Origin of the sequence: Rubripirellula reticaptiva (assembly GCF_007860175.1) — a bacterium.
Lineage (GTDB): Bacteria > Planctomycetota > Planctomycetia > Pirellulales > Pirellulaceae > Rubripirellula > Rubripirellula reticaptiva.
Window position 1 is genome coordinate 653,416 of sequence record NZ_SJPX01000002.1, and the last position, 12,980, is coordinate 666,395.

Annotated in this window: 11 protein-coding genes; 9 read left to right on the forward strand and 2 right to left on the reverse strand. The window is 56.2% G+C overall.

What is annotated here, in order from left to right; translation table 11 throughout:
* Positions 1–33 precede the first annotated feature (33 nt).
* The 4 genes from recO (at position 34) to folP (ending at position 3,620) form a co-directional block, all read left to right on the forward strand.
* The gene (recO, locus tag Poly59_RS08670) at positions 34–828 is read left to right on the forward strand and encodes a DNA repair protein RecO (RefSeq protein ID WP_146533689.1); all 795 of its coding nucleotides are present in this window, start codon (positions 34–36) and stop codon (positions 826–828) included.
* Positions 829–879: 51 nt separating this feature from the next.
* Positions 880–2,208, forward strand: coding sequence for a tetratricopeptide repeat protein (locus tag Poly59_RS08675; protein WP_246151496.1), 1,329 nt, complete (start codon positions 880–882; stop codon positions 2,206–2,208).
* Positions 2,205–2,741: an LPS assembly lipoprotein LptE gene (gene lptE, locus Poly59_RS08680; protein WP_146533690.1), complete on the forward strand. Its 537-nt coding sequence runs from the start codon at positions 2,205–2,207 to the stop codon at positions 2,739–2,741. Before Poly59_RS08675 ends, lptE begins: the two co-directional genes overlap by 4 nt.
* A gap of 84 nt (positions 2,742–2,825) precedes the next feature.
* The gene (gene folP, locus Poly59_RS08685) at positions 2,826–3,620 is read left to right on the forward strand and encodes a dihydropteroate synthase (RefSeq protein ID WP_146534417.1); all 795 of its coding nucleotides are present in this window, start codon (positions 2,826–2,828) and stop codon (positions 3,618–3,620) included.
* A gap of 118 nt (positions 3,621–3,738) precedes the next feature.
* Here folP and Poly59_RS08690 read toward each other — a convergent pair whose 3' ends face one another.
* Positions 3,739–3,918: a hypothetical protein gene (locus Poly59_RS08690; protein ID WP_146533691.1), complete on the reverse strand. Its 180-nt coding sequence runs from the start codon at positions 3,916–3,918 to the stop codon at positions 3,739–3,741.
* A 296-nt stretch (positions 3,919–4,214) separates the two neighbouring features.
* Between Poly59_RS08690 and Poly59_RS30545 the strand changes: the two genes are divergently transcribed.
* Positions 4,215–5,333 carry a glycosyltransferase family 4 protein gene (locus Poly59_RS30545; protein ID WP_146533692.1) on the forward strand — a complete coding sequence of 373 codons (1,119 nt, stop codon included), beginning with the start codon at positions 4,215–4,217 and terminating at the stop codon, positions 5,331–5,333.
* On the opposite strand, the gene Poly59_RS08700 is transcribed toward Poly59_RS30545, so the two are convergent.
* Entirely contained in the window at positions 5,297–6,295 is a 999-nt protein-coding gene (locus tag Poly59_RS08700; protein WP_146533693.1) for a hypothetical protein, read from the reverse strand. The genes Poly59_RS30545 and Poly59_RS08700 overlap by 37 nt on opposite strands.
* 274 nt (positions 6,296–6,569) lie before the next feature.
* Here Poly59_RS08700 and acnA point away from each other — a divergent pair, with 274 nt between their 5' ends.
* The 4 genes from acnA (at position 6,570) to Poly59_RS08720 (ending at position 12,803) form a co-directional block, all read left to right on the forward strand.
* Positions 6,570–9,275, forward strand: a complete 2,706-nt coding sequence (gene acnA, locus Poly59_RS08705; RefSeq protein ID WP_146533694.1) for an aconitate hydratase AcnA — start codon at positions 6,570–6,572, stop codon at positions 9,273–9,275.
* A 34-nt stretch (positions 9,276–9,309) separates the two neighbouring features.
* Entirely contained in the window at positions 9,310–9,591 is a 282-nt protein-coding gene (locus tag Poly59_RS08710; RefSeq protein ID WP_146533695.1) for a peptidylprolyl isomerase, read from the forward strand.
* A gap of 122 nt (positions 9,592–9,713) precedes the next feature.
* The gene (locus Poly59_RS08715; RefSeq protein WP_146533696.1) at positions 9,714–11,438 is read left to right on the forward strand and encodes a DUF1549 domain-containing protein; all 1,725 of its coding nucleotides are present in this window, start codon (positions 9,714–9,716) and stop codon (positions 11,436–11,438) included.
* Between the two features lie 63 nt (positions 11,439–11,501).
* Entirely contained in the window at positions 11,502–12,803 is a 1,302-nt protein-coding gene (locus Poly59_RS08720) for a DUF1501 domain-containing protein (protein WP_146533697.1), read from the forward strand.
* The last annotated feature ends 177 nt before the right edge of the window (positions 12,804–12,980 follow it).

Consider the following 12,980-nt stretch of genomic DNA (forward strand, 5'->3'; position numbering starts at 1 on the left):
GGCCCACGTTTCAAATCCGAAGAGAAATCACCTTTGTCGGCCGAGCAATCCACGGCGATCGTATTGCGAACGATCGAATTCAGCGAGACAAGTTTGATTGTGTCACTGTTGACGCGGGACTTTGGCCGCATCTCTGCACTTGCCAAGGGAGCCCGCCGGCCGAAGGGGCCTTTCGAAGGCGCGCTTGACCTGTTGGCCGTCTGTCGTGTAGTCGTTCTAAGGAAGTCTTCCGATTCGCTCGATTTATTGACCGAAGCCAAACTGCACCGACGGTTTCGCGGTGGCGAAAAATCACTCGAGCGGACCTACGCAGGCTACCACGTTGCGGAAATGCTGCGTTTATTGACCGATGAACACGATCCTCACCCCGAAGTCTATGACTTGGCCATCCAATCACTTAACCAGATCGACGGCAGCGGCGATGTCGCTTCGACGCTGCTGTTTTTTGATGCTCAGGCGCTGCGGTTGCTCGGGCACTCGCCTGGCACCGATCGCTGCACGGATTGCGGCGGAATCGTGGACTCGGTCGCTCGGATCGCTTTTTCGCTGTCGGCCGGCGGAATTGTGTGCAACCGTTGCCGGCCTCGCCAACAACAAACCATTTCAATTACAGGTCATGGCATTGACGAACTACGTCGACTGCAAGCCGAAGCGACCCATTTGCCAACCCAAGTTGCAAGCCATCTTTATAGCGAGCTTCGCGCCCTGATGAACCGATACATTCAAACGGTGGTAGGGAACGTGCCACGAATGCAGGCTTTTTTGCCCGCTAAGATCGCCACGCCCACAAAGATCGTTTCGACGGTCGAAAATCCGACTGACCGCTGACCGAGAAATGATCGCAGGATGCGAACGGATCAAAACATGGATAGGAACACGATGTCGGCGAACTCAAACAAAAAACCTCGCGCGATCCAAAATCAATTGGCCGCGGCGACGCTTTTGGCATTCGCAGCCACCCATTTCAGTGGGTGCGCGGCGCTGAGGAACCCGCTTGGAATGCGCGACGATTCATCGGAACTTTACGCCGCTGAAACCATCAATCCAATCATGCAAGTCTCGGGCGAAGATATTCCGGGCACCACCAACGAAGTGGTTCGAGCGGACGGATCGCTAACTGAAAAAACAAAACAGACGACCAAATCGGTTACGAACTTCTTGACCGGTCGCGAACAAGAAGACCAAGTCCGAGCAAAGCAGTTTTACAAAGAGGGTGACCGGCTTTTTAAGTTGGCAAGCTCGCAGCCCACCGACCAACGAAAAGCAACCTTCGCCAAAGCCGCCAAGCAGTTCAAGAAAGCTGGCGAATCAGCCCCAGGATCGGCGCTCGAACAAGACTCGATGTTCATGCGTGCAGAAAGCTATTTCTTTGCTGACCAACTGACCCAGGCAACCGACACCTACGAAAAACTGCAAAAGGAATTCCCGCGCAATCGACACAACGACCGAGTCGCTGCACGGTTGTTTTCGGTCAGCCGATATTGGATCGAAACAGACAAGGCCAACGAGGGCAGTTGGTTCCCGCTCAACTTGACCGACTCGTCGCGTCCACGAATGGACACCGATGGTCACGCGATTCGAGTGCTCGACCAAATCCGGTACGACGACCCGACGGGTCGGCTAGCCGATGATGCAACCATGGCGGCGGCCGCAGAGTACATCCGTCAAAATAAATTCGAAGACGCTGACGAGTTCCTGACCGACCTGCGAGAAACATTCTCGGACAGCGAGCACCTGTTCTTGGCCCACATGTTGGGCATCCAGTGCAAACTCGAAATCTATGCTGGCCCCAAATACAGCGGATTGATTCTTGATGAAGCCGAAAAGCTGGTGCAACAAACGCGGGCTCGTTACCCCGAAAAATTAAACGGAACCGAACACGGCGAGATGGTCGCGCGAGCGGCCAATACGATTGCGTTCCACCGCGCCGAGACGCTGACACAGAAGGCCAGCTTCCGCGAAAAACGAAAAGAGTACCGTGCAGCCGCAATCTACTATCACGAGCTTTTGGAAAAGTACGGCGACACACCGCAAGCTGAAATTGCACGACAACGATTGACGAAGATCGAAAAACTACCGGCCGTCCCAACACAAAGACTTTCATGGTTGACGACGATCTTCCCCGAGTCGCGGCCCAAGAATCCATTGAAGATGGATCTGCCGGTCGAAACAGATTCATCGGCCCCATCGGGATCCATTTATCGATGATCGCGAACAATCGGTTGGCCGGTTTGATGGTGATGATTTCCTGTGTCGTCGGGGCGAGCGGATGCGCTGCCTATCGATTCGGGTCCGCTTCGCTGTTTCGTCCCGGAATTCGCACCGTTCATGTCCCCATCGTCCGAAACGATACCTTTCGACATGACCTAGGCGTGCGTTTGACCGAAGCGATTGTTCGAGAGATCGAAGATCGCACGCCCTACAAAGTCACCGGCGACCCTAACGCGGACAGCACGTTGGTATGCCGAGTCGTTAACGAATCGAAACGCGTGCTAACCGAAACCGGAACCGACGATCCGCGGGCACTCGATGCGGCGATTTCGGTTCGCGCAACTTGGACCGGCCGCGGTGGTGAGTTGTTGATGCAGAATGCGGTCACGCCCAATGGCGAGTTTGCAATCAGCTTTGGTCAAGATTCGCGATTCGTTCCCGAAGCCGGGCAATCGGTTGATTCAGCCATGCAAATCGCGATCGAAGACTTGGCATCGCGGATCGTTTCGCAAATGGAAATGCGGTGGTAGCCGATGTTTCGTGACGTTGCCTCGCAGCCACAAGTCTGGAATCTTGGCCGCCGACAGTTGCCCCTTTCCCGTCGCCCCCTCGTGATGGGAATCGTAAACGTCACGCCCGACAGCTTTTCCGATGGCGGCAAACATCGCGATGCCGAGGTTGCCGTGGCGACCGCGATTGCGATGCAAAACGATGGTGCTGACATCATCGACATCGGTGGCGAAAGCACTCGGCCGTACAGCGATGTGGTGGACGTCGAAGAGGAACTTGATCGCGTCATGCCGGTGATCGAATCACTCGCCGGAAAGATCGCAATTCCAATCAGCATCGACACCAGCAAGTCGGCAGTTGCTGCGGCGGCCGTCCAAGCCGGCGCTGAAATCATCAACGATGTCACAGGTTTTGACGGTGATCCGGCGATGGTCGGCGTGGCGGTCCAAAGTGGTGTTGGCGTTTGCGTGATGCACATGCAAGGTAATCCGCAAACGATGCAAGACGCGCCAACTTACGAGAATGTCGTCGACGAAATTCACGCCTACTTGATGGCACGCCGAGACCTTTGTTTAGCGGCCGGAATTTCGATCGACCGAGTATGCCTGGACCCCGGAATTGGATTCGGGAAAACGCACGAGCATAATTTGACCCTGCTTAAAGCGACTCGACGATTCACTGACCTCGGATGCCCGATCCTGATTGGTCACTCGCGAAAAGGTTTCATTCGCAAAATGCTTGGTGATGATGCGGCGGACCTGACGGCCGGGACGCTTGGCGTCACTTTGGCGGTTGCTGCTGCGGGTGCGAACGTTATCCGTGTCCACGATGTTCGTGAAACGGTGCAAGCCCTGACACTATTCGAAGCGTCCGGTGGCTTCGACAAAGCAAAGCTGTAGCGGTAACAAGACGGCGCCGAAAAAAGGGATCGGCGGACGGCGATGGGCGAACGTTCGGCGCAGCTGGTCAGTTGATTCTGGCCAGCAAAGGTTCGATCCCAATTCTTCAACTGACTCGTTAGCGGCGTGGCTCGGTTGCCGTTGTCGCAGTTTGAGTCGGTGTCGCGGTTGCGGTCGGCTGAGTCGTTGTCGGCTGAGCCATTGTCCGCTGGGGCTGTGGCCCGACGGTGAAGTTCTCGAAACTAAGAACTTGCTTGACACCATGGACGGATTCGATCGTGAAGGTTGTCACGTTCATCGTCGTTCTCGCAGGAAAGTTTTCTGACCGGATAACACAAACACGCGTCATCCGTTGAAAGCATCGGTCAAAAGGTTTTCTTGCGCGTCGGTAATCCGCTCGAGCCACACTATTCCGTGATCCCGGGCGCCCCATTGCAACGAATGCAGCGATCGTGATCCCTAGCGTGACGGCAATCGCCCGAGACCAGACTGCCACAAAGCGCCATAAATTACCGCTGAAGCTAATTAACGAGAGCAATCACCCCCGTCGGCAGCCTGATTGCCAATTCAATGAACTTCATTAACGATGGAACTATGAAAATTGATTTTGTCATCACCGAACTGTTCGTCGGCGGGGCCGAACGCTGCCTGACGGAACTAGCGACAGCGATGACAGTCGCAGGTGACGAAGTGCGAGTGTTTTCGATCGGTTCGCTGCCTGGCGGTCAACAGTCGCTGCTGGTCGATCGATTGCAAGCCGCCGGCATCGAAGTCGAGTCTGGACGGGCAGATTCGATTTGGCAGTTCCCATCGGCCAAGCGCCGGCTGCAAGACTGGATGCTTTCATCACCAGCCGATGTTTGCCAAACATTTTTGTTTCACGCCAACGTGATCGGCACCTGGGCGGCCGTTTCGGCCGACATCCCGATCCGAGTCGGTGGTCTTCGAGTCGCCGATGCTAACCCAATCCGCTGCCCGATTGAACGTTCTGCAATCAAGCGAATGACTTCGGTGACGTGCGTCAGCGAGGCCGTTCAGTCGTTTGCAGCGAAACGACTGCGGTGCCCAACCGACAAGTCGATCGTGATCCCCAATGGTGTCGATGTTTCACGATTTTCGACCGGCAATCCCTTTGACTGGACCACGCTGGGATGGCCCGCCGAGACGGCGGCGGCGTTATTCGTCGGACGTCTTCATCCGCAAAAGGGCATTGATCTTTTACAGCAACAGATTTCGGCGATTGCACCGGCGCGAACGAATCGAAAACTGTTGATTGTTGGCGACGGCCCGGACCGCGATGCGATCGACCGTTGGTGCGAAGAAATCGGCAGCGATCGAGTCCAACGGATGCCGTGGCAATCCGATGTGGCACCGCTAATGCGGGCTTGCCGTGTCCTGATCTTGCCCAGCCGATACGAAGGTATGCCAAACGTTGCCATGGAAGCGATGGCGGCCGGGCGACCGGTCGTTTGCAGTCGCGCCGAAGGATCCGCGGAACTGCTGTCACACGATTGGCAGAAGCAAACCTTCGACATCGGTGACGGCCCGGCGATGGCGAATCTAGCCAACGCGTTTTTGACCGATGCCGCGAGAGCGAATCAGGTTGGCGAAATCAACCGCGCGAGAATGCGAAACGATTTTTCGCTTCCCGCGATGGTCGATGCCTACCGAAGCCACTATCGGCTGCTGCGAACCCGGCGGCTGGACGTATGAGAGCTGCGTGAAAGTTCGGGACGCGATTCAGTGCCGCTTTCGGCTTCGTAGCTGCTCGGACGAACAGGTTGGTAGCGGCGCACGTGGACCTCGTCGTTGCCGAATGGATCGGAGAGCGAGTCGAACAGCGAGTCTTCTTTGTCGTCGGGAATCACTGGCGCCGGCACGGCCGGTGATTCCGGCTGTGGGATTGATCCAGCACGAGGAGCAACCCGAGGAGCCGATTCACGTGACTCGGTCATCGGCGTCGCACGTGGCTGGGTTCTTGGTTGGGTTCTTGGTTGGGTTTCGATCACGGTACCTGAATTGATTGTCGGTTCTCCCATCCGCATCTGAGTACGCGGTTCCGTAGCCGGCGTCGGTTGACTCCAGGTTTCGACAGCTCGCGGCTGGACCACGGTCGGTTCGGACATCGGCGGAGCTGGTGCATGCATTGGTGCAGCACTCATCGGCGTCATGTTGTTTGGAGCCATGTTGGTAGGCATCGATTTGATCGGCGACGAAAGAGAATGCATATGCATCGGTTCGGCGTAGGTATGCATTTGGGGCGGCATCGGAACGACCAACTCGCCCATCATGGCCGTGTCGCAACCGTCGTCGCACGTCATGTCGCTGCAGCCTGAGTTGCATTTATCCAGCCCTAGGACCTTCTCGATACCGCCGGCAACTGAATCGAGCGCCTTGAAGGCGATTGTCTTTTTCACGTTGATGCGAGGCATCTTCAATTTCGGTAGCGAGAATTTTTTGGGGCGGCAGTCGCATGTCGGCGAATCACACCCGCCTTCGAGACCGCAACTCACCTCGCCACCGCAAGTTGGCTCAAACAGCGGCATCATGTCGCAGGATGCCTCGCAGCCACAGTCCAAGTCACCGGCGAATACGGAGACAGGTGAAGCCAAGAACAGTCCACCGGCAACGATGAGGGCGAGAGCACGGCGTTTGGTAGAACGATGAAAGGGCATATCTCAACTCGGCTTATTGGTCGTCGAAAACGATTTTTCGTTACATCTGATAGAAGGTATCGACGTCGCAGAACCCGAACGACCAAGAGAACCGAAAGGACCGGCAAAGTCTCTCTATCTTGACATTTGCCAATTGCAGGACTGTCACAGGCGTGAACGGCGAGAACCCACGCCATTACGCCAACCTGCCGGGCTGGCCGGCAGACAGCCAGAGCCGCGATTGTTAAACTATCGCTGCGATTTACGCAGCATTCCCTTCGTGAGAGACAACACCGTGACGTTTGATCCATTTGGCGTTCGAGACACATTCGACACCGGCAGCGGCACCGCCACGATCTATCGCCTCAGCAAGCTTGAAGAGGCGGGATTGGGCGAGATCAGCAAATTGCCATTCTCGATCCGCGTTCTGCTAGAAGCCGTGCTTCGCAATTGCGATGGCTTTTCGGTCACCGAAGAAGACGTCAAGAACTTGGCCGCCTGGAATGCTGCGGCGCCGGCCAAGCAAGAAGTCCCATTCAAACCCTATCGAGTGGTCCTCCAAGACTTCACTGGCGTCCCCGCCGTCGTCGACTTGGCTGCGATGCGTTCGGCGATGCAGCGAATCGGTGGCGACCCCGAAAAAATCAATCCGCTGATCCCAGTCGACTTGGTGATCGACCACAGCGTCCAAGTCGATTTCTTCGGCAGCGATTCGGCGCTTTCCAAAAACGTCGAGATCGAGTTCCAACGAAACCTAGAACGTTACGAGTTTCTGCGTTGGGGCCAACAAGCATTCGATAACTTCTCGGTCGTTCCACCCAACGTCGGCATCGTCCACCAAGTCAACTTGGAATACCTGGCTCGCGTCGTTGCGTTGCAAGACACACCCGACGGTCCCGTTGCTCTACCCGATACTTTGGTCGGCACCGACAGCCACACCACCATGATCAACGGACTTGGCGTCTTGGGCTGGGGCGTCGGCGGCATCGAAGCCGAAGCCAACATGCTTGGCCAACCGCTCTACATGCTGATGCCCGAAGTCATCGGTTTCGAACTGACCGGCGCATTGCCAACTGGCACGACCGCGACTGACATGGTGCTAAGAGTCGTCGAAGTCCTTCGCGCCGAAGGCGTGGTCGGAAAGTTCGTCGAATTCTTCGGCACCGGCATGAACAAGATGAGCGTCGCCGACCGTGCGACAATCGCCAACATGGCGCCCGAATACGGCGCGACGATGGGCTTCTTCCCTGTCGACAACGTGACGCTGGAATACCTGCGCCAAACCGGACGCACCGAAGAAAACGTCAAATTGGTCGAAAGCTACTGCAAGGAACAGGGCCTGTTCCGAACCGACGACGGTCCGAAACTTAACTACACTAAGACGGTATCGTTGGATCTTGGCACGATCGAACCGTCGATGGCAGGACCAAAACGTCCGCAAGACCGAATCGCGTTAACCCACATGAAGCAAGCGTTCAACGATTCGTTGACTGCACCGGTCGGCAAATCGGGCTTCGGACTGGACAAGAGCGAACTGGGAAAAGTCGCTGACGTCAAAGACAACGGGCACAGCAGCCAGATCACTCACGGTGCCGTTGTCATCGCCGCGATCACGTCATGCACCAACACGTCCAATCCGTCGGTGATGATCGGTGCCGGATTGTTGGCCAAGAAGGCCGTCGCCAAAGGCTTGACCGTTCCGTCGCACGTCAAGACGTCGCTAGCACCTGGTTCGCGCGTCGTCACCGAATACCTGAACAAGGCGGGCGTGACGGAGTCGTTGAACAAGCTCGGTTTCCAAACTGTCGGCTATGGCTGCACGACTTGCATTGGAAACAGCGGTCCGCTGCCGACCCCCATTGCCAATGCGATTAAGACCAGTGACCTGGTCGCGTCGGCAGTGTTGTCGGGCAATCGTAACTTCGAAGGCCGCGTCAATCCGCTGACCAAAGCGAACTACTTGGCCAGCCCACCGCTAGTCGTTGCGTACGCTTTGGCCGGAACCACGGACATCGACTTGGTCACCGAACCGATCGGCAAAGGAAGCGACGGAAACGACGTTTACTTGAAAGACATCTGGCCAACGTCGGATGAAATTCGCGATACGATCGCTTCGTCGATTCAGCCGGAAATGTTTACCAGCGAATACGCTGCTGCGGTCCAAGGCAACGATCTCTGGAATGCGATCGACGTTGCCACCGGCGCGATCTATCCCTGGAACGACGCCAGCACTTACATCCAACACCCACCGTTTCTGGATGCGGTCACGGGACAAGACGTGCCCGACATCCAACCGATTCGCGGCGCCAAGGTGTTAGCACTGCTAGGCGATTCAGTGACCACAGACCATATCTCGCCAGCCGGTGCGATCGCATCGGATGGACCTGCCGGACAGTTCCTGCGAGAAAAAATGATCGAGATCCGTGACTTCAACAGCTTTGGTTCACGCCGCGGGAACGATCGCGTGATGGTTCGCGGAACATTCGCCAACATTCGAATTCGCAACCAGTTAGCACCGGGCACCGAAGGTGGCGTCACACGCTACTTGCCGACCGACGAAGTGATGAGCATCTACGACGCGTCGATGAAATATCAAGCCGAAGGCACACCGCTTGTTGTGTTAGCAGGTGCCGAATACGGCACCGGCAGCAGCCGTGACTGGGCCGCCAAAGGCACGATGTTGCTAGGAGTCAAAGCGGTCATCACCGCTAGCTATGAAAGAATCCACCGCAGCAACTTGGTCGGCATGGGCGTTTTGCCATTGGAATTTGCCGACGGCGCTACGTGGCAATCACTCGGTTTGACCGGCGAAGAAACGATCGACATTCCGGATTTGTCGAACGACCTGCAACCACGATCAACGATCAACGTTACGGCAACCAGCGCCGACGGCAGCGTGAAGTCATTCCCTTGCGTCGTGCGAATCGATACTCCCGTTGAAATGCAGTACTATCAAAACGGCGGCATCCTGCCGACCGTGCTTCGTAATTTGTCAAAATAACCTTGGTCAAACTTAAAAAGTAAGGATCTTCCCCATGCCAACCGCTAGCGCACGACACATTTTGGTGTCATCCGAAAAAGAATGTTTGGACCTGAAACAACAGATTGCTGAGGGTGCTGATTTCGCAGATCTCGCTGCCCTGCATTCTTCGTGTCCATCGGGCGCAGACGGCGGCGCACTGGGCAGTTTTGGTCCTGGCCAAATGGTCCCCGAATTTGACGCGGCTGTTTTTGGCGGCAATGTTGGCGAAGTCCAAGGCCCCGTCAAAACCGACTTTGGCTACCACCTACTGGAAGTCACCGACCGCACCGAATAGGTGCCGGCAACGAACTGATACGAATCAAGATGTGATTTTTGTCAGCAAATGTGCCAAGATAGAGCAGCCGCCGACGAATTGATAACGACGGACTTCTCGATCTCGAACCATTTGCACCTACCATGCCTCGCTTCAAAAGCCTGATGTCGTCCGCCATTCGTTGGGGATGGTTCGGGCTTTTAGTGTTACTGGCGTTTGGCTATTTAGTTGCTGGGCTATCCGAGCCGACGTCCTTGGAACCAACGTCCGTGGATCCAGCGTCGCAAGCACTCTCTGCCGTGAACACGAGCGTCGGAGCGTCCCTGGACGAGCCCCAAATCCAAGCTCAGCCCCAAAAGCTGGCCGAGTCGCTATCTCAACTCGACCAAGTTTGGCTCGAATCATTAACCGAGTCTGGGCTAAAACCAGCTCAACCGGCTGACTGGCTGACCGTCTGCCGGCGCGTTTCGCTAGCGCTAGTGGGCAGCGGCATGTCGCTGGAAGAAATCCGTGATCTTCAGCGGATTCCCGAATTAGCCCGCTGCCAGAAACACCTTGAAAACTTGCTGAACGATTCGCGGTTTCACCATTACTGGGGTGAACGCTGGACGCGGTTCTTAGTTGGCACTGACGAGGGCCAATTCATCGTCTATCGTCGGCGACGTTTTCGCATTTGGTTGACCGAGCAATTTGCTTCGGATGTTCGCTACGATGACTTGGTCAAACACTTGATCATGGCCGAAGGCTTGTGGACGGACCGGCCAGAAGTGAATTTTCTGACGTCGACCTACGATAGCAACGACAACTCACCCGATCCGGTTCGCTTGGCCGCGCGCACTTCACGTGCGTTCCTCGGATTGCGAATTGATTGCCTGCAGTGCCACAACGATTTTCTCGGCAACGTTAGTCTGGGCGACGCCCAAAACCCTCGCGAAGGACAGCAGACCGACTTTCATCAACTCGCTGCGTTCTTTACATCGGCCAAGAGCAACGGGCTGCAAGGCGTCAAGAGTGGCGAAGCCGACTATCAATACAAATACCTCGACGCCGATGAAGAGACCGACGTTCAACCAGCCGTACCGTATCTGCCTGAACTGCTGCCTAGCGAAGGAAACGCAAGAAACCGACTTGCCTCTTGGATCACCAATCCCCAAAACCGCCAAGCCGCTCGCGCCGCGGTCAGTCATGTGTGGGCATTGATGTACGGACGACCGGCCGGCGAAGCCGTCGACAATTTACCGCTCGGTTCAAAGAGCAATCCAATGCTCGAATGGCTAGCTGACGACTTCGTCGAAAATGATTTCGATTTACGACGACTGATTCGATTGATTGCCCTTTCCGGAGCCTTCAATGTCGACAGCCGCGCCGATTTCGACGTGACCGAAGCGATGGAGTCGGCCGGTGCGGTTTTCCCGCTCGTGCGACTGCGTCCCGAACAAGTCGCCGGATCGATGATCCAAGCCGCGCGCATCAAGAGCACCGATCGCGAGTCATCGCTGATTCTGCAACTGACATCGTTCACCGGCAACAACGAATTCGTCGAGCGTTACGGTGACATCGGCGAAGACGAATTTTCGACCGACTCGGTCACGATCACCCAGCGTTTGCTGATGATGAACGGTAAAAAATTGCGAGAGCTAACCGAAGACAATCCGGTGCTCAATACAACGGCCCACGCTCGCATGTTTGCAGCCGACGATCCATCCATTGTCGAGACGGTCTACCTTTGCGTGCTGAATCGATACCCGACGGACGAAGAAAAAACGCACTTCGTCAATCGCATCACGGAAACAAAGAAGACCGGGAAGGCGATCGAAGACATGATGTGGGTACTTCTCAATAGCAGCGAACTGGCCTGGAATCACTGAGCTGATATGACTGATTTGAGATTACTGATCTGAAAAGCAACAACCGAAACCTAAGGCACAACGATGATCGATCTCTGTGATCCGGCCGCACACTTGTCGCGACGGACCCTGCTGGGCGCCGGCGGTGGTGCTTTGATGCTGTCCTCGATCGCTCGCTCACTTGCCCGCGCCGACGAACAAGGATTGACCGATTCCGCCAAGCCGCGAAACGTGATTCTGATTTGGTGCGAGGGCGCGCCTAGCCAGTTGGAAACATTCGATCCGCACGTCGGTACTAAGATCGGCGGTGACGTCAAAGCCATCGACACCACGATTCCTGGCATTCAAATTTCCGATCTGCTGCCGCGAACCGCCGAGATGATGCACCTGACATCACTGGTCCGCAGCGTCACGGGCAAGGAAGGCGACCACGCTCGCGCCGTCTACAATATCAAGAACGGATACCGGCTCGACCCAACTCTGCGTCACCCGTCGATCGGTGCCGTGCTATGCCATGCCGACGAATCAGGAGCCGACATTCCGCGGCACATCTCGATTCTGCCCGGCCAATCGCCAGGGCGGGGCGGCTATCTTGGTGCGGCCTTCGACGCGTTCAAGATCAACGATCCCGCGGGCCCGGTGCCCGACATCACGCGCCGTGTCGACGAAGATCGATTCGAACGCCGCGTCAGTGATTTGTACGACGTGGTCGAAAAAGAGTTTCGTCGCGGACGACTGCAGAAACTTGAAACCCAGCGAACGCTGCACCAAACGGCGACCGACTCGGCACTGCGAATGATGTCAAGCGAACAGTTGGGTGCGTTCGACGTCACAACGGAACCCAAAGCCATTCGCGATGCATTCGGCGACACACCGTTTGGACGCGGATGCTTAGCTGCATCGCGATTGATCGAAGTGGGTGCTCGCTGCGTGGAAGTCACTCTCGGTGGTTGGGACTCACACATTACCAATCACACGTTACAAGCATCTGCGTGCGAGAAGCTTGACCCAGCGCTGGCGGCATTTTTACAGCGACTGGAAGATCGCGACTTGCTCGATTCGACGCTGGTGGTTTGCGGTGGAGAGTTTGGCCGCACGCCGACTCATAACCCGGCCGAAGGTCGCGACCACTGGCCGCACGGATTTTCCACGCTGCTTGCCGGCTGCGGCATCCGCCGTGGTCACGTGCATGGCGCGACGGCACCGGACCCTAAACTTGATTCCGAAAAGCCGCTCGCGGACGTTTCGGATCCTGTCACCGTTGCCGACTTGCACGCGACAATCCTTGCCGTTCTAGGCGTCGCTTATGACGAAGAACTCGACACTCCGATCGGGCGCCCACTTAAACGAAGTGAAGGCACACCAATCCAGTCCATTATGACTTAGATGCCGTGTAACCTAATCGGTACAGTAGTTTCGGCCCGACTCCTTCATTACTCTTCAGACCCTTCACGCGGCTCACTTAGTTCAGGGTGATCTAGGAGCAATTGTTCAACATCTGAAGTGCTGAAAGCTTTTTCGGGCTCAGTCTTCGAGCAGCCCAAAACGGTAACGGCCAATAGC

Coding starts and splice junctions, on each gene's coding strand:
- Poly59_RS08675 (WP_246151496.1), top strand. CDS start 880: ATGTCGGCGAACTCAAACAAAAAACCTCGCGCGATCCAAAATCAATTG.
- lptE (WP_146533690.1), top strand. CDS start 2,205: ATGATCGCGAACAATCGGTTGGCCGGTTTGATGGTGATGATTTCCTGT.
- folP (WP_146534417.1), top strand. CDS start 2,826: ATGGGAATCGTAAACGTCACGCCCGACAGCTTTTCCGATGGCGGCAAA.
- Poly59_RS08690 (WP_146533691.1), bottom strand. CDS start 3,918: ATGAACGTGACAACCTTCACGATCGAATCCGTCCATGGTGTCAAGCAA.
- Poly59_RS30545 (WP_146533692.1), top strand. CDS start 4,215: ATGAAAATTGATTTTGTCATCACCGAACTGTTCGTCGGCGGGGCCGAA.
- Poly59_RS08700 (WP_146533693.1), bottom strand. CDS start 6,295: ATGCCCTTTCATCGTTCTACCAAACGCCGTGCTCTCGCCCTCATCGTT.
- Poly59_RS08710 (WP_146533695.1), top strand. CDS start 9,310: ATGCCAACCGCTAGCGCACGACACATTTTGGTGTCATCCGAAAAAGAA.
- Poly59_RS08715 (WP_146533696.1), top strand. CDS start 9,714: ATGCCTCGCTTCAAAAGCCTGATGTCGTCCGCCATTCGTTGGGGATGG.
- Poly59_RS08720 (WP_146533697.1), top strand. CDS start 11,502: ATGATCGATCTCTGTGATCCGGCCGCACACTTGTCGCGACGGACCCTG.